18 protein-coding genes and 1 pseudogene are annotated in these 20,393 nt (G+C 72.4%); 9 read left to right on the forward strand and 10 right to left on the reverse strand.

The window, feature by feature from the left end; all coding sequences use genetic code 11:
* Nucleotides 1-92 precede the first annotated feature (92 nt).
* Both AB0B40_RS15750 and AB0B40_RS15755 read right to left on the reverse strand, forming a co-directional pair.
* On the reverse strand, nt 93-932 hold the full coding sequence (locus AB0B40_RS15750) for a hypothetical protein (protein ID WP_345054626.1): 840 nt from the start codon (nt 930-932) through the stop codon (nt 93-95).
* A gap of 291 nt (nt 933-1,223) precedes the next feature.
* A complete protein-coding gene (locus tag AB0B40_RS15755) occupies nt 1,224-1,781 on the reverse strand; it encodes a PadR family transcriptional regulator (protein ID WP_362264112.1) in 558 nt (185 codons plus the stop codon).
* 116 nt (nt 1,782-1,897) lie between these two features.
* On the opposite strand from AB0B40_RS15755, the gene AB0B40_RS15760 reads away from it, so the two are divergent.
* Nucleotides 1,898-2,653: an alpha/beta hydrolase gene (locus AB0B40_RS15760; RefSeq protein ID WP_345054632.1), complete on the forward strand. Its 756-nt coding sequence runs from the start codon at nt 1,898-1,900 to the stop codon at nt 2,651-2,653.
* 12 nt (nt 2,654-2,665) lie between these two features.
* Here AB0B40_RS15760 and AB0B40_RS15765 read toward each other — a convergent pair whose 3' ends face one another.
* Nucleotides 2,666-3,265, reverse strand: a complete 600-nt coding sequence (locus AB0B40_RS15765; RefSeq protein ID WP_345054634.1) for a class I SAM-dependent methyltransferase — start codon at nt 3,263-3,265, stop codon at nt 2,666-2,668.
* A gap of 151 nt (nt 3,266-3,416) precedes the next feature.
* Between AB0B40_RS15765 and AB0B40_RS15770 the strand changes: the two genes are divergently transcribed.
* From AB0B40_RS15770 to AB0B40_RS15790, 5 genes are all read left to right on the forward strand, one after another.
* Nucleotides 3,417-4,190: an MHYT domain-containing protein gene (locus tag AB0B40_RS15770; protein WP_362264113.1), complete on the forward strand. Its 774-nt coding sequence runs from the start codon at nt 3,417-3,419 to the stop codon at nt 4,188-4,190.
* A 45-nt stretch (nt 4,191-4,235) separates the two neighbouring features.
* A complete protein-coding gene (locus tag AB0B40_RS15775) occupies nt 4,236-6,998 on the forward strand; it encodes a nitrate- and nitrite sensing domain-containing protein (RefSeq protein WP_362264114.1) in 2,763 nt (920 codons plus the stop codon).
* Nucleotides 6,995-7,432 (forward strand): roadblock/LC7 domain-containing protein, encoded by a 438-nt coding sequence (locus AB0B40_RS15780; RefSeq protein WP_362264115.1) that lies wholly within the window; start codon nt 6,995-6,997, stop codon nt 7,430-7,432. Before AB0B40_RS15775 ends, AB0B40_RS15780 begins: the two co-directional genes overlap by 4 nt.
* 18 nt (nt 7,433-7,450) lie before the next feature.
* Complete coding sequence (locus tag AB0B40_RS15785; protein WP_345054644.1) at nt 7,451-7,864, forward strand: DUF742 domain-containing protein; 414 nt, start codon at nt 7,451-7,453, stop codon at nt 7,862-7,864.
* A gap of 101 nt (nt 7,865-7,965) precedes the next feature.
* Nucleotides 7,966-8,568 (forward strand): ATP/GTP-binding protein, encoded by a 603-nt coding sequence (locus AB0B40_RS15790; protein WP_345054805.1) that lies wholly within the window; start codon nt 7,966-7,968, stop codon nt 8,566-8,568.
* A 9-nt stretch (nt 8,569-8,577) separates the two neighbouring features.
* On the opposite strand, the gene AB0B40_RS15795 is transcribed toward AB0B40_RS15790, so the two are convergent.
* Nucleotides 8,578-9,006, reverse strand: a complete 429-nt coding sequence (locus AB0B40_RS15795; RefSeq protein WP_345054647.1) for a PPOX class F420-dependent oxidoreductase — start codon at nt 9,004-9,006, stop codon at nt 8,578-8,580.
* 90 nt (nt 9,007-9,096) lie between these two features.
* On the opposite strand from AB0B40_RS15795, the gene AB0B40_RS15800 reads away from it, so the two are divergent.
* Both AB0B40_RS15800 and AB0B40_RS15805 read left to right on the forward strand, forming a co-directional pair.
* Nucleotides 9,097-9,510: a roadblock/LC7 domain-containing protein gene (locus AB0B40_RS15800; RefSeq protein ID WP_345054650.1), complete on the forward strand. Its 414-nt coding sequence runs from the start codon at nt 9,097-9,099 to the stop codon at nt 9,508-9,510.
* A gap of 126 nt (nt 9,511-9,636) precedes the next feature.
* Nucleotides 9,637-10,422, forward strand: a pseudogene (locus AB0B40_RS15805) (DUF6397 family protein); the annotation flags it as partial.
* A 484-nt stretch (nt 10,423-10,906) separates the two neighbouring features.
* Here AB0B40_RS15805 and AB0B40_RS15810 read toward each other — a convergent pair.
* On the reverse strand, nt 10,907-11,773 hold the full coding sequence (locus tag AB0B40_RS15810) for an acyl-CoA thioesterase II (RefSeq protein ID WP_345054653.1): 867 nt from the start codon (nt 11,771-11,773) through the stop codon (nt 10,907-10,909).
* 40 nt (nt 11,774-11,813) lie between these two features.
* On the reverse strand, nt 11,814-14,327 hold the full coding sequence (locus tag AB0B40_RS15815) for a DUF3516 domain-containing protein (RefSeq protein ID WP_345054655.1): 2,514 nt from the start codon (nt 14,325-14,327) through the stop codon (nt 11,814-11,816).
* A gap of 145 nt (nt 14,328-14,472) precedes the next feature.
* On the opposite strand from AB0B40_RS15815, the gene AB0B40_RS15820 reads away from it, so the two are divergent.
* Nucleotides 14,473-15,267: a metal-dependent hydrolase gene (locus tag AB0B40_RS15820; protein WP_345054658.1), complete on the forward strand. Its 795-nt coding sequence runs from the start codon at nt 14,473-14,475 to the stop codon at nt 15,265-15,267.
* Nucleotides 15,268-15,311: 44 nt separating this feature from the next.
* Here the strand turns inward: AB0B40_RS15820 and AB0B40_RS15825 are convergent, their stop codons facing one another.
* The 4 genes from AB0B40_RS15825 to AB0B40_RS15840 all read right to left on the reverse strand — a co-directional run bounded on the left by AB0B40_RS15825 (nt 15,312) and on the right by AB0B40_RS15840 (nt 20,137).
* A complete protein-coding gene (locus tag AB0B40_RS15825; RefSeq protein ID WP_345054660.1) occupies nt 15,312-15,575 on the reverse strand; it encodes a type B 50S ribosomal protein L31 in 264 nt (87 codons plus the stop codon).
* 51 nt (nt 15,576-15,626) lie between these two features.
* On the reverse strand, nt 15,627-16,097 hold the full coding sequence (locus tag AB0B40_RS15830) for a DUF5709 domain-containing protein (RefSeq protein WP_345054663.1): 471 nt from the start codon (nt 16,095-16,097) through the stop codon (nt 15,627-15,629).
* Between the two features lie 420 nt (nt 16,098-16,517).
* Nucleotides 16,518-18,335: an ABC transporter ATP-binding protein gene (locus tag AB0B40_RS15835; RefSeq protein ID WP_345054666.1), complete on the reverse strand. Its 1,818-nt coding sequence runs from the start codon at nt 18,333-18,335 to the stop codon at nt 16,518-16,520.
* On the reverse strand, nt 18,332-20,137 hold the full coding sequence (locus AB0B40_RS15840) for an ABC transporter ATP-binding protein (RefSeq protein WP_362264116.1): 1,806 nt from the start codon (nt 20,135-20,137) through the stop codon (nt 18,332-18,334). The genes AB0B40_RS15835 and AB0B40_RS15840 overlap by 4 nt, the downstream gene beginning before the upstream one ends.
* Nucleotides 20,138-20,393 lie beyond the last annotated feature (256 nt).

The raw sequence follows: 20,393 nt of genomic DNA on the forward strand, positions 1-20,393 counted from the left end.
GCGGGGGCCGGCCGAGCCGCCAGGAGTCGCGTCGTCGTGCGTAGGCCGCGGCCCCCGGAGGACGCCGGGAGGTGTCGGGCGGCCGCCCCGTTTCACAGGGGGCGTACGGCCATCTTGTCGAGTGCCTCCAGCAGGCCCGGCAGCTCGGGGCCCCGGCCCACCGGCAGGACTTGGCCGGGCTTGTCGTCGAGCAGGACGAACGCGATGTCGTCGGTGCGGGCCACGATCGACCAGCCGGGGCCGTCGGCGCGCAGCGTACGGGCATCCCCAGGGGCGAACGACGAGCGCACCCGACCGAGTGGCGGCGGGCTGTCGACGTAGGCGCGCGCCTCGGCGAGCACCCGGCGGACACTGGAAAGGCCGCCGCTCTCGGTGCCGTCGCGCCCTTCGGGTGCGGACCCCGTGTCCTTCCCCCGCCCCTCGGCGGAGAAGAAGGCGTTGTCGATCTGCTCCCGCCAGGACGCCCACTGCAGCGCGATCTCGTCCGCGCCCAGACGGCGCTGGGCGGGGCCCCAGGAGTCGGTGTCCGGCGGGCTCAGCGCCGGCCGGCCCGCCGTCTCCGCGGGCGGGTCGTGCGGTGCCGGCACGCCCGGTGCGGCGACGGCGACGGCCAGGGGCCACCCGGGCAGGGCGCTCACGACGGCGCGCTCGTCCGGCGAGAGGTCGTACTCCATGCCGCAGTCCCAGGACGCGATCGCCACGGCGACCAACGAGACGTCGTCGATGACGACCGTCCAGCGGGAGCCGTCCCCGTCCTGGCCCAGCACCAGGCCGTACCCGTCGGCGAGCGGCGGGAGATCCAGTGCCGCGCATGCCTGCGGGTAGTCGTCGCCCAGCACGCTCGGAAACTGTGCCGGCGTCAGCAGCACCGCCGTCAGTACGTACAGCGCATCGTCCGCGGCGGCGACGGCCTCATCGTTCGTCCCGGCCATCCCTGCTGCCTCCCCAGTGGTTCGTCCATCGGCGCGCACCCTAGTGCGAGCGGAAGCCGCTTGTCACGACTCCGCGCACCAGGCAGAGCTGCAGGTTTCCACCTGGACGGGGTGAAACGACCACATCTGGAGAGGGAAGTTCCGCTCAGACTGCAGGCAGTCCGAGGAGGTCGCGGGACACGGCGTCAGGCGACTGGTCACGGTCCCTGGCCAGTGCGAGGACCGCCCGGCAGGCCAGCTCGCTCGCCCCGCGCGCCGGAGACGGGCAGGAGTCGCTCCGGAGCCGAAGGGTCAAGAGGTTTCCGAACGGCTGACTCGGCGGCCGGCCCCCTCCAGTGACGCCAGGGTGTCGCGCAGCCAGGCCAGCTCGGCCCGGCTCGTGGCCCGCGCGATGGTGAGGACGCCGCGCCGGAACGGGTCGTCCAGTTCCTCGGCGCGCAGGGGCCGCTCGCCGTCGTAGAAGAAGCTCGTCGGCTCCTCCAGGAAGGCCAGCCGACGCCGCAGCACGGCCGCTTGGGCGGTGGGGTCCGCCAAGTGCCGCATGAACGCGAGCAGCGTGAACCAGTGGTTCTCGTCGGTGATCTCCCGCTGGGCCGGCTCCGCGAGCCGGCGCTTCAGCTCGCGGCCGCCCTCCTCGGTCAGCCTCAGCACATGGCGCGGTGCGGCCACCGCGCCCGGCTCGGTGGCCCGTACCAGCAGGCCCGCCTTCTCCAGCCGCTTGATCGCCGGATACAGCGTGCTCTCGGCGACCGGACGCACGTGGCCCGTGAGCGCCGCGATGTGACGGCGCAGGACGTAACCGTGGAGCGGGGCGTCGTGGAGGAAGCCGAGGATGGCGAGTTCGAGCATGGCCGCATTCTGCCGCAGGCCCTCCACCGTAGTACCTCGCGACACCGGTACCGCCATGGCTGAATACCTCGTCTGCGAGGTATTGTGCGGTGTCACGGCAAGGCGGGGAGGGGTACGTGCAACAGGCCACGTTCGACAGCAGGGGAAGCAGCATCCGGTGGACCGAGGTGCCGGGCGCGGAGCCCGCCCGGGTGTACCTGCACGGGCTCGGATCGATGTCCGCCGTCTACCACGCGCACATCGCGGCCCGCCCCGCACTCGCCGGCCGGCGCAGCCTGTTCGTCGATCTGCCCGGCCACGGCACCAGCGACCGGCCCCGGGAGTTCGGCTACACGCTGGAGGACCACGCCGACGCGGTCGCGGTGGCGCTGGACACGGCCGGTCTTCTCGGCGCCGAACTGATCGGGCACAGCATGGGCGGTGCCGTGGCCGTCGTCCTCGCCCACCGCCGGCCCGACCTCGTCTCCCGGCTGGTCCTGACGGAGGCCAACCTGGACGCCTTTCCGCCGTCGACCGCCGCGAGCAGCGCTATCGCCTCCTACGGGGAGGACGAGTTCGTCGAGAAGGAGTACGCGCGCATGCTCGACGCCGTCGGACCGCTGTGGGCGGCCACGATGCGGCTGACCGACCCGTGTGCCCTGCACCGCAGCGCCGTCGGACTGCGTCAGGGTTCGGATCCTGTGATGCGCACGATCCTGGAGGGGCTGTCCGTCGACCGTGTCTTCCTCCAGGGAGAGCTCAGCGGTGAACTCGCGGGCCGTCAGCGCCTGGAAGCCGCCGGCGTGAGCGTGGTGACAGTGACCGGCGCCGGGCACAACATCATGTTCGACGCTCCCGACGCCTTCGCGGCCGCCGTCGCCGGCACGGGCTGACCGCGCGGGCGTTCAGTCCTCGCGCACCGCGAGCGCGAGGAACCGGGCGTCCTCGTCCACGTACGACGTCATGCGCCAGCCCGAACGGGCCAGCAGCGGCCGGAGGTTGTCCTCGGCCCGCAGGTCGTCGGCGGTGATCCGGCGGCCCTGGCGTGCCGCCAGGGCCGCCCGTCCGATGGGGTGGAAGAGTGCGAGGGTGCCGCCTCTCCGCACGGTACGGGCCAGTTCACGGAGATCGGTCACCGGGTGCGGAAGGTGGGCGATCAGGCCGGCCGCGAACACGGCGTCCAGACTGCCCGTGCGCAGTGGCAGCGCGGCGACGTCCGCGAGCAGCAGCCGTCCGTCGCGGCCCCGGCCGGCCCGTACGGCGGCCTGGAGCATCGCCGGGGTCAGATCGGCCCCCAGCACCACCCCGGAGGGCCCCACGGCCGCCCGCAGAGGCGCCAGGGCCCGCCCGGTGCCGCAGCCCGCGTCGAGCACGCGGTCCCCCTCGCGCAATCCGAGGCCGGCCACGGCGGCCGCGTAGGCCGGGCCGTCATCCGGGAACCGGCTGTCCCAGTCGGCGGCCCGGGCGGTGAAGAACTCTTGGACATGTGTGTGGTCGTCGCTCATGCTCGGCATGATCTCTCACCGTCACGAGGGATGTCTCTGTGCGCATGTTCGAGCGGGACGCGATCGTTCTGCCACAACTGTGCGCATATTCCGGCACCTTTCGAAATGCGCCCCCATGGTGCGCCCCTGCCCCCGCTAGCGTCCCGGGGCCATGGGACACCTGGACCACGCCGCCTTCGGCTGGCTGACCCCCGTACTGTCGTACGTGATGGCCTGCATAGGCGCCGCACTCGGACTCCGCTGCACCGTGCGCGCGCTCGCCACCACCGGCCGCTCACGCCGCAACTGGCTCGTCACCGCCGCCTCCGCGATCGGGACGGGCATCTGGACCATGCACTTCGTGGCCATGCTCGGCTTCCGCGTCAGCGGCACCGACATCCGCTATGATGTGCCGCTGACCTTCCTCAGCCTTCTCGTCGCCATGGCCGTCGTCTGCGCGGGCGTCTTCGCCGTCGGCCACAGCCGCGACCGCACCCGCGCGCTCCTCCTCGGCGGGCTCACCACCGGACTGGGCGTCGCCAGCATGCACTACCTGGGCATGGCCGCGGTACGGCTGCACGGCCACGTCGGGTACGACCCCGTCCTCGTCGGCGTGTCCGTACTGATCGCCGTGCTCGCGGCCACCGCGGCGCTGTGGGCCGCGCTCCACATCACCTCGCCGCTGGCGGTCACCGTCGCCTCCCTCGTCATGGGCGCGGCTGTCAGCAGCATGCACTACACCGGGATGTTCGCGGTGAGCGTGCGGGTGAGTCCTTCCGGCGACGCCCTTCCCGGGGCCACGGCGATGCAGTTCATCTTCCCCCTCGCCGTGGGCCTCGGGTCCTATCTGTTCATCACCTCGGCCTTCGTCGCCCTCTCGCCCACGGCCGACGAGCGCGAGGCGTCCGCCTCCGCCCAGCGCCCCGTCGAGAGCGCCGCCCACTAGCGCACTCCGGCCGAGCGAACCGACCACGTCCCGAGCGAGGAGGCCATGCGCCCACCCCGTACCCCCGAGAACGCCGCCGCCCAGGCCCACCGTCCCCGCGGACGCCGCGCACACGCCGGACCACCCGCCGACGAAGGCACCGGCCGCCCGCTCGGCACTCCGCCCGCCCCGGCACGCGCGCGCGGGAGCCGCCTGTACGCGCGGCCCCGGACCGTGCGGGCCAAGGTGGTCAGCCTCCTGATGGTGCCCGTCGTCTCCCTGCTCGCCCTCTGGGCGTACGCCGCCGTCACCACCGCCCAGGACATCGCACGGCTGCGCCAGTCCCAGCGGATCGACGCCGAACTGCGCACCCCGGTGGCGGCGGCCGTCACAGCGCTGCAGGCCGAGCGCACCGCCGCCGTGCGCTACGCCACTGCCCCCGGCGCCGGGAACGGCGGTGACCTCGAAGACCTGGCGGCCCGCACCGACCGGGCCGTGGCCAGGCTGCGGCTCGGGCGTGACAGCACGGTCGCCGACAGCCAGGAACTGCCCGCCGGTATCTCCAGACGCCTCGAAGCCTTCGTCACCGGTGCCGAGCACCTCCGCACGCTGCGCACGGCCGTACTGGCCCGCACGGCAGCCTGGGACGAGTCGTACACGCGCTACACGAAGACCATCGACGCGGCCTTCGCCGTGGACGGCGCCCTCACCGCCGTCCAGCAGGCGGACGTCGCCTCGGACGCGCGCGTGCTGCTGGAGTTCTCGCGCGCCGCCGAGGCACTGGCCCAGGAGGACACCCTGCTGGGCAGTGCACGAACCGCCGGCACCCTGCGGGCGGAGCGCCTGCGGCTCTTCGGTGCCGCCGTCGCCACGCGCCGTGCCCTCACGGAGACCGCCGTCACCGACCTGCCCTCCGCGCAGCGTGCCGCCTGGCGGGACCTGGCGGGCAGCGGGTCGTACGCGGCCCTCGGCGCGGCGGAGGACAAGCTGCTGGCCGCCGGACAGGGGGCCAAGCCGTCCGGGGCGGCACCGCAAGCGGCCTGGAGCGCCAACCACGCGCGCGTGCAGGACGGTATGCGGAGCATCGCGGCCGCCACGGGACGTGTCGTCGCCGGCCGTGCCGACCCCGTCGCCCGCGGCCTGTTCAGCTCCGCCGGCGCCGTCGTGTTCCTCGGGCTCGCCGCCGTCGCCGCCTCCCTCGTCATCTCCGTCCGCATCGGGCGGGCACTCGTGATCGAACTCGTGAGCCTGCGTAACGACGCGCTGGAGATCGCCCGCCGCAAACTCCCTCAGGCGATGCGGAGACTCCGCGCGGGTGAAGAGATCGACCTCGAGGCCGAGGCGCCCGCCGGACCTGCCGCCGACGACGAGACCGGGCAGGTCTCCGAAGCCCTGACCACCGTCCACCGCGCGGCGCTCAGCGCCGCCGTCGAGCGCGCCGAACTCGCCAGCGGCATCTCCGGAGTCTTCGTCAACCTGGCCCGCCGCAGCCAGGTCCTGGTGCACCGTCAGCTCAGCCTGCTGGACAGCATGGAGCGACGCTCCGACGACCCCGACGAGCTCAGCGACCTGTTCCGTCTGGACCACCTCACGACCCGGATGCGGCGCCACGCGGAGAGCCTGATCATCCTCTCCGGTGCCGCGCCGGGCCGGGCCTGGCGGATGCCGGTGTCCCTGACCAACGTCGTGCGCGCCGCGGTGTCGGAAGTCGAGGACTACGCGCGCGTGGAGGTGTGCCAGTTCCCCGAGGCGAAGATCGTCGGCGCGGCGGTCGCCGACCTGACGCACCTCCTCGCCGAGCTAGTGGAGAACGCCGCCCAGTTCTCCCCGCCGCACACGCGCGTGCGGGTCGCCGGCGAGCCCGTCGGCAACGGCTACGCCCTGGAGATAGAGGACCGGGGACTCGGCATGGGCGCGGACACCCTCGCGGAGGCCAACCGGCGCATCGAACAGTCCGAGGCGCTCGACCTCTTCGACAGCGACCGGCTGGGGCTCTTCGTGGTCAGCAGGCTCGCCTCCCGGCACGAGATCAAGGTGCACCTGCGGACCTCCCCGTACGGCGGCACCACCGCCGTGGTCCTGCTGCCGACCGCCCTGCTGCACAACGGCTTGGCGGACCGTTCCGCCCGGGACGACGGACACGGGCGCCCCGACAGGGAACGTGCCTACGCGCGCGTACCCGGCGCGGCCACGCCCCGGGAGGCCGCCGTCATCGCGCGCCCGGGCCGGCCGGCCCTGGCGGCCACCGCGCCGGGAGCACACGGCACGGCGCGGACACCCGGTCCCCGCACGGTCCGGCCGGCGCCCGCTCCAGGCGCAACCGCGCCGGCGCCGGACCCCTGCACCACCGGACCGGCGTCCCGCACCGACGGCATCGGACCGGCGTCCGGCACCGACGCCGCAGGACCGGCGCACGACGTCGATGCCCTCGGACCCGCATCCGGTTCCCACGTCGGCGGAACGGCATCCGCCGCCCACCCCGCCGGCCCGGCGTCCGGCTCCCACCGCACCCCCCACGAACCCGCACCCCCCGGAGTGACCGCCTTGAGGCTGCACCGCCCGCCGGGCGACTCCTCGGAGCCCTCCGACGGCCTGCCGCGCCGCGTGCGCCAGGCGAGCCTCGCCCCCCAACTGCGCCACCAGCGCACCGAGGAGCCGGCCGCGCGGCCCGACCGGCTCGGCGACGACAGGCGCACCCCCGAACTCGTACGGGACCGCATGACGGCGTACCGCGACGGCTGGGTACGCGGCGGCGGCAGGCACCCGGGCCACGGCAGCGCCCCGGAACCGGAGACGGACAGTCCCAGCAGCGAAGGAGATCCGGCATGATCCAGGACCCGAACCCGATGGCCGGCCGGGGGTCCGGCGAGCTGGACTGGCTGCTCGACGACCTGGTGATGCGCGTGAGCGAGGTGCGGCATGCCGTCGTGCTGTCCAACGACGGCCTGGCGGTCGGCGCCTCCACCGGCCTCGCGCGGGAGGACGCTGAGCATCTCGCCGCCGTGGCCTCCGGCTTCAACAGCCTCGCCAAGGGCGCCGGACGCCACTTCGGAGCGGGCGGAGTGCGCCAGACCATGGTCGAGATGGACGACGCGTTCCTCTTCGTGGCCGCCGCCGGTGACGGCTCCTGCCTCGCCCTGCTGACCGCGGTCACGGCCGACATCGGGCTGGTCGCCTACGAGATGGCCCGCCTGGTCAAACGCGTCGGCGAGCACCTCCACACGCCGCCGCGCGTCACGGCACAGCCGCCCGCCGCCGGATGAGCCGGAGAGGCACCACCGATGACCGAGAACCCGACCGGCGGACCCCGGGAGCCGGGCAGCCAGTGGTACGACGGCGAAGCCGGGCCGCTGGTCCGCCCGTACGCCATGACCGGTGGCCGCACGCAGCCCGGGCCCACCGGCGTCCGCTTCGATCTGATCGCGCTCGTCACCCTCGACCTCGCCGCATCGGCGCTCGGCGACGACAACACCCTCGGTCCCGAGCACCGGACCCTGGTCGACCTGTGCCGCGCGGAGACGCAGTCCGTCGCGGAACTCGCCGCGGACGCGGACCTTCCGGTCGGCGTGGTCAGGGTGCTCCTCGGAGACCTCCTGGAACTCGGCTGCGTGAGCGTCAGCCGCCCGGTGCCTCCGGCACACCTGCCGGATGAACGGATTCTGCGCGAGGTCATCGAGGGATTGAGGGCGCTGTAGATGAACACGCCGACACCGCCGTACCCCTGTCGTCAGGATGCCGGCTTCGCGCCGGAGCACGTCATGGCCGGCCCGGGCCGGCCCTCCCGAGAGAAGTGATGATGGTGTCCGATCACTCCGAAACCGTCGGTGACACCTCCGCCCTGGCCCTGAAGATACTGGTCGCCGGTGGCTTCGGCGTCGGCAAGACGACCCTCGTCGGGGCCGTCAGCGAGATCCGGCCCCTGCGCACCGAGGAACTGCTGAGCCAGGCAGGCCGGCTGGTGGACGACACCGACGGTGTGGACCAGAAGGTCACCACGACCGTGGCCATGGACTTCGGCCGCATCACGATCCGCTCCGGACTGTCGCTCTATCTCTTCGGCACACCGGGCCAGGACCGCTTCTGGTTCCTCTGGGACGAACTGGCCCAGGGAGCCCTCGGCGCGGTGGTCCTCGCGGACACCAGGCGCCTGGAGGACTGTTTCCCGGCCGTCGACTACTTCGAGCACCGGCGCATCCCGTTCGTGGTCGCCGTCAACTGCTTCGCGGGAGCCCGTACCTTCGGCGCCCACGACGTCTGCCGGGCGCTCGACCTCGACAGCGGCACGCCCGTGGTGCTGTGCGACGCGCGCGACCGCGACTCCGGCAAGGAAGTGCTGATCCGGCTCGTCGAGTACGCCGGGCGGATGCACACCGCCCGGCTCCTGGACTCGGTCGGCTGAGACCCCCGCTCAGGCCGCCACGTCGCGCATGGCCAGCACATTGTCGATGGAGACGCGGACGAGGAGTTCGCCCGGCACGCCGTTGCGGGCGCCGTACTCCTCGGCGTGCTCAGCGCCCATGTACCGGGCGGCGATCCGGGTGGCCCACAGGCGCAGCTCGGCCGGGTCCTCCGACAGTCGGGCGCGACCGTTCAGCACCACGAAGTGGAACGGCGGACGATCGTCGTCCACGCACAGGGCGATCCGGCCGTCACGGGCCAGATTGCGGCCCTTCACGGTGTCCTTGCCGGTGTTGAACACCACCTCGTTCTCGTCCAGGAGAAACCAGATCGGAGCCACGTGCGGGCTGCCGTCGGCGCGGACGGTGGACAGCTTGCCGGTGCGGGTACCGTCCGAGACGAACGCCCGCCATTCCGCATCGGTCATCTTCTCTGCCATGGGCCCATCCTGCTTGCTCGTACGCCGGTCGTGGGGAAGGCTGGCGGGCAGTTCCTGCAGCAATGGGAGACATCACACGGGGAGATGGACATGGCGCAGAACCAGGGCCTCGGCTGGCTCCTGGACGATCTGACCGAGCGGGTGGACCACGTCCGCCACGCGCTGGTCCTGTCGAACGACGGGCTGGTCACCGCAGCGAGCACGGGCCTACGACGCGAGGACTCCGACCACCTCGCCGCCGTGGCATCCGGGCTGCACAGCCTGGCCAAGGGCTCGGGACGTCACTTCGGCGCGGGCAGCGTGCGCCAGACGATGATCGAGTACGACGACGCCGTGCTGTTCGTGACCGCGGCCGGCACCGGAAGCTGTCTGTGCGTGCTCAGCGGGGCGGAAGCGGATATCGGTCAGATCGCCTACGAGATGACCCTGCTCGTCAACCGGGTCGGCGAACACCTCGGTGTCGATCCTAGGCAACCCGAGCGAACTCGCATAGCCGACGCCTGACCTGCTGTTTTGCCCTCCTTCGTGGAGTTATCCACAGGCCCGCCACCACTTGTCACGGAGCGGATACGGTGGGTGCACGGCGAACGCACAAGGCGTGAGCCCACCACTCCACGGGGGAGAACGACCATGTCGGCAAGCACCTTCGACCCGTCCCGCCCGACCACCTGCACGCCGAGCCGTGCCGCTCGAGAACTGGGGCTCAAGCGAAGCGAGTTCGACCTCGCCGTGCAGCTGGGCCGCATCCGGACCGTGCCGGACGAGGGCGGGGGAGGGGCCCGGCGGGTGGAATGCGCGGAGATCGACCGCCTCCGCGCCCAGAACGGCTTCCCCGAATCCCTCCGCGAGCGGGTCCAGGTGATGGGCACGGCGGAAGGAGCCGCCCTCATGGGCATCCCGGCGGGCCGGTTCACCCGGCTCGCCCGCCTGGGCCTGCTCGTGCCCGTCACGTACTACCTCAATCGCTATCGAACCGTGGTCTGGCTCTATCTGGCGGAAGAACTCAGCCAGTTCGCGTCGGGCGCGGACAACGCCCACCTGCTCAAGGGGCGTACGCCCGAGACCCTGCGGGGCCAGCTGGCGGCGGGAGTGGACCTGCGGGCACGCAACTGGCGCGGACGGCATCTGGGATTCCTGCTGCGGCAGGCGGACGGTCCCTGGGCCCGCGCCGGGGCCGTGGCCGCCTTCCTCGCGCCCGTCGACGTCGCCGACGTCGTCAAGGACCCGTACGAGCGTGCTCACCTGAACCGGTTCCGGCCCGCCCCTCCGGGCCACGGAGTGCCCGGGTCGCCGTCCGCGCAGACCGCCGAGCGGATCATGACGGCGCAGGATGCGGACGAGACCGGCTGGCTGCGCAGCGACCTGGCGCGCTCGGTCAGGGAGGCCCGCGACGTCTCACCTGCCCCGCGCCCGGCCGCCCGCCGCGTCACGCCGCCGATCCGAACCGCCGTACGCCCCATCCCGCCCATGACCCGGACGGTCACCGCATCTCGGCAGGTCACCGCACCCCCGCCGGTCACCGCACCCCTGGAAGAAGCGACGAGGCCTCCGGAGGCGGCGGCCCGGCCTCCGGAGGCGGCGGCCCTGCTGCCGGAGGCTGCGGCCCGGCTCCCGGAGTCGGCAGCAGGAATCCCGGAGCAGTGGCACCCCGAGCTGTCGGTCCGCCCTCCCAGCCTGTGTGTGCCGCCGGTGGGGAGGCTGGAGCGACCGGCGGTGCCACCGGCCCGCCGGGACCGCGGACGGACACAACCCGCACCGCCGAGGTCGTCCCGCGGTCTGCGGGCCTGGCTGCGGCGGAGAAGCCCACAGCCCGCAGAGCCCGCGCGGGCCTGAGGGCCTGGCCCGGCCTGAGCGCACGGTCGGGCCGGAGCGACCGGTCGCCGCCCCTGACGCCGAGGTGCTACAGGGCCCGGAACAGCCCTTCCTGAACGACCGAGACAAGGAGCCGTCCCTGCAGGTCGTAGATGCGTCCGCGGGCCAGTCCGCGCCCACCCGTGATGATGGGGGACTCCTGGTCGTAGAGGAACCACTCGTCGGCGCGGAACGGCCGGTGGAACCACATGGCGTGGTCCAGTGAGGCCATGTCGAAGTTCCGCGGACCCCACAGGGACTCCACCGGGATGCGGACCGCGTCCAGCAGGGTCATGTCGCTGGCGTAGGTGAGCGCGCAGGTGTGGACCAGGGGGTCGTCACCGAGCGGTCCCACCGCGCGCATCCACACGGCGCTGCGCGGCTCGGCCCCCTTTATCTCCTCGGCGTTCCAGCGCAACCGGTCGACGTAGCGGATGTCGAAGGGCTGGCGGCGCGCCATCCGCTCCAACTGCTCCGGCAGCGTCCCCAACTGCTTGCGGATCTCCTCGGCGACCGTCGGCAGTGTCTCGGGATCGGGCACCTCGCGGGTCGGCGGCAGCTGGTGCTCGAACGGTCCTTCCTCAGGCTTGTGAAAGGAGGCGGTCAGATTGAAGATCGTGCGGCCCTGCTGCACGGCCGTGACCCGGCGCGTCGTGAAGGAGCGTCCGTCCCGGACCCGCTCCACCTGGTACACGATCGGCACGCCCGGCAGGCCCGGCCGCAGGAAGTACGCGTGCAGCGAGTGCACCGGGCGGTCGCCGTCCGTGGTGCGGCCGGCGGCGACCAGTGCCTGGCCCGCCACCTGGCCGCCGAAGACCCGCTGCAGGGACTCCTGCGGGCTGCGGCCACGGAAGATGTTGACCTCGATCTGTTCCAGGTCGAGCAGGTCGACCAGCCTCTCGGCCGGATTCGTCATCGGTGGGATTCTCCTTGGGTTACCACGGGCCGCGAATGGCTCACAGCTGGCCGACGTCGGTGACGCGGACGACCGCACGGCCTTCGGCGTCGGAGGCCGCGAGGTCGATCTCCGCGCTGATGCCCCAGTCGTGGTCGCCGCCCGGGTCGTCGAAGATCTGGCGGACGCGCCAGAGGCCGTTCTCCGGCTCCTCCTTGATGACGAGGAGTTTCGGGCCGCGGGCGTCGGGGCCGGTGCCCAGGTCGTCGTACTCGTCCCAGTACTTGTCCATCGCCTCGCCCCACGCGTCGGCGTCCCAGCCGGACTCGGCGTCCATGTCGCCCAGCTCCTCGACCTGGTCCAGAGCGGCCAGCTCCACACGGCGGAACATGGCGTTGCGGACCAGGACGCGGAAGGCGCGGGCGTTGGTGGTGACCGGTTTGACCTCGTCGGCCTTCTCCCGGGCCTGCTCGGCGGTCATCTCCTCCGGGTTCGCGAGCTGCTCCCACTCGTCCAGCAGGCTGGAGTCCACCTGGCGCACCATCTCGCCCAGCCACTCGATCAGATCCTGCAGGTCCTCGGACTTCAGGTCGTCCGGGATGGTGTGGTCAAGGGTCTTGTAGGCGCCGGCGAGGTAGCGCAGCACGATGCCCTCGGTGCGGGCCAGCTCGTAGAAGGACACCAGCTCCGTGAAGGACATCGCCCGCTCGTACATGTCCCGGATCACCGACTTCGGCGACAGGGGGTGGTCGCCGACCCAGGGGTGGCTCTTGCGGTAGGTGTCGTAGGCGTGGAAGAGCAGCTCTTCCAGCGGCTTCGGGTAGGTGATGTCCTGGAGGCGCTCCATGCGCTCCTCGTACTCGACCCCGTCCGCCTTCATCGCGGCCACGGCCTCGCCGCGCGCCTTGTTCTGCTGGGCGGCGAGGATCTGCCGCGGGTCGTCCAGGGTGGACTCGACGACGGAAACCATGTCGAGGGCGTAGGACGGCGACTCGGGGTCGAGGAGTTCGAAGGAGGCCAGGGCGAACGTGGACAGCGGCTGGTTCAGCGCGAAGTCCTGCTGGAGGTCGACCGTGAGCCGGACGACGCGGCCCTCCGCGTCCGGCTTGTCGAGCTTCTCCACGATGCCGCCGTCCAGCAGCGAGCGGTAGATCGCGATGGCCCGGCGGATGTGCCGCAGCTGCTGCCTGCGCGGCTCGTGGTTGTCCTCCAGCAGATGGCGCATCGCCTCGAACGCGTTGCCCGGGCGGGCGATCACCGACAGCAGCATCGTGTGCGTCACCCGGAAGCGCGAGGTCAGCGGCTCCGGATCCGACTCGATCAGCTTCTGGAAGGTGTTCTCCGTCCAGCCGACGAAGCCCTCCGGCGCCTTCTTGCGCACGACCTTGCGCCGCTTCTTCGGGTCGTCACCCGCCTTCGCGAGCGCCTTCTCGTTCTCGATGACGTGCTCCGGCGCCTGCCCCACCACGAGTCCCGCGGTGTCGAAACCGGCCCGGCCGGCCCGGCCCGCGATCTGGTGGAACTCACGGGCCCGCAGGGTGCGCACCCGGCTGCCGTCGTACTTGGTCAGAGCCGTGAACAGCACCGTGCGGATGGGCACGTTGACGCCCACGCCGAGCGTGTCCGTGCCGCAGATGACCTTCAGCAGGCCGGCCTGGGCGAGCTTCTCCACCAGACGCCGGTACTTGGGCAGCATGCCGGCGTGGTGCACGCCGATGCCGTGCCGTACGTAACGGGAGAGGTTGCGGCCGAACTTGGTGGTGAAGCGGAAGTTGCCGATCAGCTCGGCGATCTGGTCCTTCTCCTCACGCGAGCACATGTTGATGCTCATCAGCGCCTGCGCCCGTTCCACGGCCTGCGCCTGCGTGAAGTGCACGATGTACACCGGGGCCTGCTTGCTCTCCAGCAGGTCGGTGAGGGTCTCGGTGAGCGGCGTCAGCTTGTACTCGTAGGACAGGGGCACCGGGCGGGTCGCCGAGCGGACCACCGAGGTGGGGCGGCCGGTGCGACGGGTGAGGTCCTTCTCGAAGAAGGACACATCGCCCAGAGTGGCCGACATCAGGATGAACTGGGCCTGTGGCAGCTCCAGCAGCGGGATCTGCCAGGCCCAGCCGCGGTCACCCTCGGCGTAGAAGTGGAACTCGTCCATGACGACCTGGCCGACGTCCGCGTTCTTGCCGTCGCGCAGCGCGATCGACGCGAGCACCTCGGCGGTGCAGCAGATGACCGGCGCGTCGGCGTTCACCGAGGCGTCACCGGTGAGCATGCCGACGTTCTCGGTGCCGAAGAGCTTGCACAGCTCGAAGAACTTCTCCGACACCAGCGCCTTGATCGGAGCGGTGTAGAAGGTGACCTCGTCGCGGGCCAGCGCGGCGAAGTGCGCGCCTGCGGCGATCATGCTCTTGCCGGAGCCGGTGGGCGTCGAGACGATCACGTTCGCCCCGGAGACCACCTCGATCAGCGCCTCCTCCTGGTGCGGATAGAGGGTGAGGCCGCGCTCCTGCGCCCACGACTCGAAGGCTTCGTACAGGGCATCGGGGTCGGCGGTCGGCGGCAGCTGATCGATGAGGGTCACGCCCCCATCTTGCCTGGCCCACCGCCCGAGCGGGGAATCGGCTGCGAACACCAAGATCACGGCCGCTACGCTGTGTCGCCGACGCAGCGTCAGCGCACCAGGACAACTGGACAGCGGCACACGAGGAATGGGGCGGAAAGCGGCCATGATGGGACCAGCACACTCACTGTCGGGGGCCGCGGCCTGGCTGGGCGTCGGGGCCGCCGCGGCGGCGGCCGGGCACCCGATGCCCTGGCCGGTCCTCCTCTGCGGCGCCCTGATCTGCGCCGGTGCCGCTCTCGCCCCGGACCTCGACCACAAGGCCGCGACGATCTCCCGGGCCTTCGGGCCGCTCTCCCGCTGGGTCTGCGAGATCGTGGACAAGCTGTCGTACGCCGTCTACAAGGCGACCAGGAAGCAGGGCGACCCGCGCCGCTCCGGCGGCCACCGCACGCTGACGCACACCTGGCTGTGGGCGGTCCTGCTCGGCGCCGGATGCTCGGCGGCGGCGATCACCGAGGGCCGCTGGGCGGTGCTGGCGATCCTCTTCGTGCACATGGTGCTCGCCATCGAGGGTCTGCTGTGGCGGGCGGCGCGCGGCTCCAGCAGCGATGTCCTGGTCTGGCTGCTGGCGGCGACCAGCGCGTGGATCCTCGCGGGAGTGCTGGACAAGCCGGGCAACGGCTCCGACTGGCTGTTCACCGCGCCCGGGCAGGAGTACCTGTGGCTGGGGCTCCCGATCGTGCTGGGCGCGCTGGTGCACGACATCGGGGACGCGCTGACCGTGTCCGGCTGCCCGATCCTGTGGCCGATCCCCGTGGGTCGCAAGCGCTGGTACCCGCTGGGGCCGCCCAAGGCCATGCGGTTCCGAGCGGGCAGCTGGGTCGAGCTGAAGGTGCTGATGCCGGTGTTCATGCTGCTCGGCGGCGTGGGCTGCGCCGCGGCCCTCAACGTGATCTGAGGAAGCCCCCGGCTGAGTCCCCGGGGCGGGGCGGGGTGTCCGGATCAGGTCTGCTCGCCCGCGTCCGCCCCGCCGTAGCGGCGCTCGAAGCGGGCGACGCGCCCCTCGGTGTCGACGGTACGGGCCTTGCCGGTGTAGAAGGGGTGGCTCTCCGAGGAGATCTCCACGTCGATCACCGGGTAGGTCCGGCCGTCGTCCCATTCGATGGTCTGCTCGCTCCGCGCGGTGGACCGGGTCAGGAACGCGTAGCCGGCGGCGCGGTCGCGAAAGACCACGGGGTGGTAGTCGGGGTGCTTGTCCTGCTGCATGGCGGCTCCTCGTGCCGGGCGGACGGCGGGGCGGGGACGTCCGGCTCCCGCTCAGCCGGAGAGGGAGTCCTCGTCGACGATGTGCATCGCGGCTTCCTCGGCGGAGGCGGCGGCCCCGTCGATGCCGACGTCGGTGGCGACCAGGGCTTCCTCGTCATCCTCGTGGGCACCTTCGTCAGGCGCCACCAGCCGGCCGGAGCGGAAGTTGCCGACCTCGTTGTCCAGAAGCTCCCCGTCGGTGCCGTCGCAGTCGCCGATACCGTCGCCGTCGGGTGTGCCAGGGTCGGGCAGCTCCTCCGCGAGCCGTTGGTCGAGGGTTTCGCCCGCCTTGCGTTCGGCCGCGGTCACGCCGCTGTGTTCGACCGCCCACGGGCGCTCGGGAGGGGACCAGCCGCGGTCGAGGGGGTCGTCCACGCCGTCGAAGTCCAATGTGTCCTCGACGTCGAGCACCCCCGAGTCCTCCCGGATCTCCGAGGGATCGGGCTGGTAGACGTCGTCCCCCCAGCCGTCGGCGCTGTCCACGACTACCTCCAGATGGTGAGGACGGCCGGATGCCACCCCAACGGGTGGCGGGCCGCCGGCAGGCACGGCACAAGGGTCACGCGCCATGAACCGCACGGTTCCCGGGTGTGCCCCGAACCGGTGTCGCCGCTTTCCAGCCTTCCACCCCTGCTCGGCACCGCGCAACGGCACGGCTACCGGAAGGCGCGCGCGCCCCTGCAACGGCGCCGGACGAGTCCCGCCGGGCACGGGCGCGCGGTGGCCCGACGGCCTTGTGACCCGGGTTCCGGAGTCACGGCGGCAGGCACAATTCCCGTGCCCGTCAGGGGCCCGCTGTCCGGGCGGTTGCGGACGCCCGCGAGGGCCCCCTGCGCCGCCGGTGGCACCGCCCGGGCCGCCAGGGGAGCGGTTCCCGTGGGCGGCAGCCTCCTCGGCGGGCGCTCACCCGTGCCAGGACCGCCACAGCGCCGCGTACGCCCCGTCCGCCGCGACCAGCTCGTCGTGGCTGCCCAGCTCGCTGATCCGGCCGTTCTCCACGACGGCGATCACGTCGGCGTCATGGGCGGTGTGCAGGCGGTGGGCGATGGCCACCACGGTGCGGCCGTCCAGGACCCGTGCCAGGGAGCGTTCCAGATGGCGGGCCGCGCGCGGGTCGAGCAGCGAGGTCGCCTCGTCCAGGACCAGCGTGTGCGGATCGGCCAGCACCAGCCGGGCCAGGGCGATCTGCTGGGCCTGCGCCGGGGTCAGCGCGAGGCCGCCGGAGCCGACCTCGGTGTCCAGGCCGTCATCCAGCGCGCGCGCCCACCCCTCCGCGTCGACCGCGCCCAGGGCCGCCCACAACTCGGCGTCGTGACTGCCGGTGGGGGCCTCCCCGGCCGGGCGAAGCCGGGAGTGGGGGAGGGCCAGCAGGAGGTTGTCGCGGAGGGAGCCCACGAAGACGTGGTGCTCCTGGTTGACGAGGGCCACGTGCGAGCGGACGCGTTCCGCGGGCATCCGGGACAGCTCCGCCCCGCCCAGGGTGATCCGGCCGTCCCGGGGGGCGTAGATCCCGGCGAGCAGCCGGCCCAGGGTGGACTTGCCCGCTCCGGAGGGGCCGACCAGGGCGAGCCGGGTGCCCGGCGCGACCTCCAGGGAGACCCTGCGCAGCACGTCGACGCCCTCCCGGTAGCCGAAGTGCACCCGGTCGGCGTGCACGGTGCGGCCGTCGGGTGCCAGCGCGGCGTCCCCGGCATCCGGTTCGATGTCCCGCACCCCGACCAGGCGGCCCAGCGACACCTGGGCGACCTGCACCTCGTCGTACCAGCGCAGGATGAGGTTCACCGGATCGACGAGCATCTGCGCGATGAGCGCGCCGGTGGTCAGCTGGCCCACGCTCATCCAGCCGTGCAGGACGAACACACCGCCGACCATCAGGACCGAGCCGAGTACCAGAAGGTGGACGGCATTGATCACCGGGAAGAGCACGGAGCGGAGCCAGAGCGTGTAGCGCTCCCATGCCGTCCATTCCTTGATCCGCCGCTCCGACAGGGCCACCCGGCGGGCGCCCAGGCGGTGCGCCTCGATGGTGTGGCCGGCGTCCACGGTCTCGGCGAGCGCGGCGGCGACGGCGGCGTAGCCGGCGGCTTCCGAGCGGTAGCCGGACGGTGCCCGCCGGAAGTACCAGCGGCAGCCGATCACCAGGACCGGGACGGCGAGCAGCACCGCGGCGGCCAGCGGCGGAGCCGTCACGACCAGCCCGCCGAGCAGCAGCAGGACCCACACCGCACCGATGGCCAGCTGCGGTACGGCCTCACGCATGGCGTTGGCCAGCCGGTCGATGTCGGTGGTGATACGGGAGAGCAGGTCGCCGGTGCCCGCACGCTCCAGTACGCCCGGCGGGAGCCCGACGGACCGGACGAGGAAGTCCTCGCGCAGGTCGGCCAGCATCCGCTCGCCGAGCATCGCGCCCCGCAGACGCACCTGCCGGACGAACACGGCCTGCACGGCGAGCGCGAGGACGAACAGCCCTGCCGTCAGGCCCAGATGAAGCTCCCTGGTCTCGTCCGACACCCGCTCGACGAGACCGCCGAGCAGGTACGGGCTCACCATGGAGGCGACCACGGCCACCGTGTTGACGGCGATGAGCAGCAGGAAGGCGCGTCGGTGCCGGCGGAACAGCTCGGTGACGTAGGCGCGCACGGTCGCGGCGGCGCCGACGGGCAGGGTGGTGGCGGTCGTCGGGGCCGCCGGGTCGTACGCCGGTGGCGCAACGCCGATCATGCGCTCTCCTCGATGTCTTCCAGCTCCTGGAGCGCGTCCAGCAGCACGTTTTCGTCGCCCGCGCCCAGTTCCTCGTCGGTCTCCCGGGTCACCACGGCCCGGTACCGCGGCTCACCGTCGAGCAGTTCGCGGTGCACACCGACCGCCACGACCTCGCCCCCGTGCACCAGGGCGACCCGGTCCGCGCGGTCCAGCAGCAGCGGCGAGGAGGTGAACACCACCGTCGTCCGCCCCGAGCGCAGCCGGCGCAGTCCGTCCGCGATCCTGGCCTCGGTGTGCGAGTCGACCGCCGAGGTCGGCTCGTCCAGCACCAGCACCTCCGGATCGGTGATCAGCGACCTGGCGAGGGCGAGCCGCTGCCGCTGGCCGCCGGACAGGGAGCGCCCACGCTCGCTGATGCGGGCGTCCATCGGATCGGCGGCGTCCAGTGATCCCTGCACCAGGGCGTCCAGCACGTCCTCGCACTGTGCCGCCGCCAGCGCGTCCGAGGCCCGCACGTCACCGGAGGAGGGCACGTCGAGCAGCTCGCGCAGCGTGCCGGACAGCAGCACCGGGTCCTTGTCCTGGACCAGGACGGCGGTGCGGGCGCTGTCGAGGGGCAGTTCGTCCAGGGGTACCGCGCCGAGCAGCACCGACCGGCCCGGCTCCGCGGGGTGGCCGCCCAGACGCTCGGCGAGCCTGCCCGCCGCGTCCGGGTCACCGCACACCACGGCGGTGAAGAGGCCGGCCGGAGCGAGCAGACCGGTCTCGGGGTCGTACAGATCGCCACCCGGTACTCCGGCCTCGCGGGTGCCGTCGGTGGCCGTGGACCGCTCCAGCGACAGCACGCGCGCGGCGCGGGTGGCCGACGGGCGGGAGAAGGAGTACGCCATGGCGATCTCCTCGAAGTGCCGCAACGGGTAGTTGAGGACCATGACCGCGCTGTAGACGGTGACGAGTTCGCCGACCGTGATCCGGCCTTGCCTTGCCAGGCCGATGCCGTGCCAGACGACGGCGATCAGCAGCAGTCCGGGCAGCAGCACCTGGACGGCGGAGATCAGCGACCACATCCGGGCGCTGCGCACGGCGGCGTGCCGCACCTCCTGGGAGGCCCGGCGGTAGCGGTCGAGGAACAGTTCCTCGCCGCCGATGCCACGCAGCACCCGCAGTCCGGCGACGGTGTCCGAGGCCAGCTCGGTGGCCCGGCCGGCCTTCTCGCGCTGCACGTCCGCGCGGCGCGTCGCCCGGGGCAGCAGCGGCAGCACCGCGAGGGCCACGACGGGCAGGCCCACGGCGACGACCACGCCGAGGGCGGGCTGGTACACGACCAGGCCGACGCCGACGACCACGACCGTCAGCGCGGCGGCGGTGAACCGGGAGACGGCCTCGACGAACCAGCCGATCTTCTCCACGTCGCCGGTCGAGACGGACACCACTTCGCCGGCGGCCACCCGACGGGTCAGGCCGGAGCCCAGCTGGGCGGCCTTGCGTGCCAGCAGCTGCTGGACGCGGGCGGCGGCGGTGATCCAGTTGGTGACGGCTGTGCGGTGGAGGAAGGTGTCGCCGACGGCGATCCCCGTTCCGCTCAGCAGCATCAGAGCCCCTGTCAGGGCGAGCCGGGTGCCGGAGCGGTCAATGGCCGCCTGCACGGCGAGGCCGACGCAGAAGGGCAGGACGGAGACGGAGACGAAGTGGAGCAGGCCCCAGGCGAGCGACTTCAGCTGCCCACCCAGCTGGTTGCGCCAGAGCCACCACAGGAATCGGGGACCCGAACGCGCGTCGGGCACGCCCGGATCGGGATACGGAAGGTCTTGGATCTGCATGACGTCCCAGTGGCTCGTGTCAGGCGGAGGAAGCCGCGGGAGCGGCAACAAGCCGTGAAAGGTTCGCGTCGCAGAGTGGTGAATTTCAAACAGTTTTTCTCGATGCCCACGAAATCGGCCGCCTTCCGGCCACGGCCCCGCCGCCCCGGGGTGCCGGTGCCCGCCAAGGACCGGGCAGGACCGTGGCCGTGTACGGCGAGGACCGGTGGACGGGGGCAAGTCGGCCCCCACGGCCTGACACCGGCGCCGTACCCCA

It is taken from the genome of Streptomyces sp. NPDC042638, assembly GCF_040647235.1.
GTDB lineage: Bacteria > Actinomycetota > Actinomycetes > Streptomycetales > Streptomycetaceae > Streptomyces > Streptomyces rameus.

What these genes read in the sequence shown, in the direction of transcription:
- AB0B40_RS15825 (WP_345054660.1), bottom strand. Translation starts at nt 15,575, where the DNA reads ATGCAGCAGGACAAGCACCCCGACTACCACCCCGTGGTCTTTCGCGAC.
- AB0B40_RS15765 (WP_345054634.1), bottom strand. Translation starts at nt 3,265, where the DNA reads ATGAGCGACGACCACACACATGTCCAAGAGTTCTTCACCGCCCGGGCC.
- AB0B40_RS15840 (WP_362264116.1), bottom strand. Translation starts at nt 20,137, where the DNA reads ATGCAGATCCAAGACCTTCCGTATCCCGATCCGGGCGTGCCCGACGCG.
- AB0B40_RS15750 (WP_345054626.1), bottom strand. Translation starts at nt 932, where the DNA reads ATGGCCGGGACGAACGATGAGGCCGTCGCCGCCGCGGACGATGCGCTG.
- AB0B40_RS15820 (WP_345054658.1), top strand. Translation starts at nt 14,473, where the DNA reads ATGATGGGACCAGCACACTCACTGTCGGGGGCCGCGGCCTGGCTGGGC.
- AB0B40_RS15775 (WP_362264114.1), top strand. Translation starts at nt 4,236, where the DNA reads ATGCGCCCACCCCGTACCCCCGAGAACGCCGCCGCCCAGGCCCACCGT.
- AB0B40_RS15780 (WP_362264115.1), top strand. Translation starts at nt 6,995, where the DNA reads ATGATCCAGGACCCGAACCCGATGGCCGGCCGGGGGTCCGGCGAGCTG.
- AB0B40_RS15790 (WP_345054805.1), top strand. Translation starts at nt 7,966, where the DNA reads ATGGTGTCCGATCACTCCGAAACCGTCGGTGACACCTCCGCCCTGGCC.
- AB0B40_RS15835 (WP_345054666.1), bottom strand. Translation starts at nt 18,335, where the DNA reads ATGATCGGCGTTGCGCCACCGGCGTACGACCCGGCGGCCCCGACGACC.
- AB0B40_RS15795 (WP_345054647.1), bottom strand. Translation starts at nt 9,006, where the DNA reads ATGGCAGAGAAGATGACCGATGCGGAATGGCGGGCGTTCGTCTCGGAC.
- AB0B40_RS15785 (WP_345054644.1), top strand. Translation starts at nt 7,451, where the DNA reads ATGACCGAGAACCCGACCGGCGGACCCCGGGAGCCGGGCAGCCAGTGG.
- AB0B40_RS15755 (WP_362264112.1), bottom strand. Translation starts at nt 1,781, where the DNA reads ATGCTCGAACTCGCCATCCTCGGCTTCCTCCACGACGCCCCGCTCCAC.
- AB0B40_RS15810 (WP_345054653.1), bottom strand. Translation starts at nt 11,773, where the DNA reads ATGACGAATCCGGCCGAGAGGCTGGTCGACCTGCTCGACCTGGAACAG.
- AB0B40_RS15770 (WP_362264113.1), top strand. Translation starts at nt 3,417, where the DNA reads ATGGGACACCTGGACCACGCCGCCTTCGGCTGGCTGACCCCCGTACTG.
- AB0B40_RS15800 (WP_345054650.1), top strand. Translation starts at nt 9,097, where the DNA reads ATGGCGCAGAACCAGGGCCTCGGCTGGCTCCTGGACGATCTGACCGAG.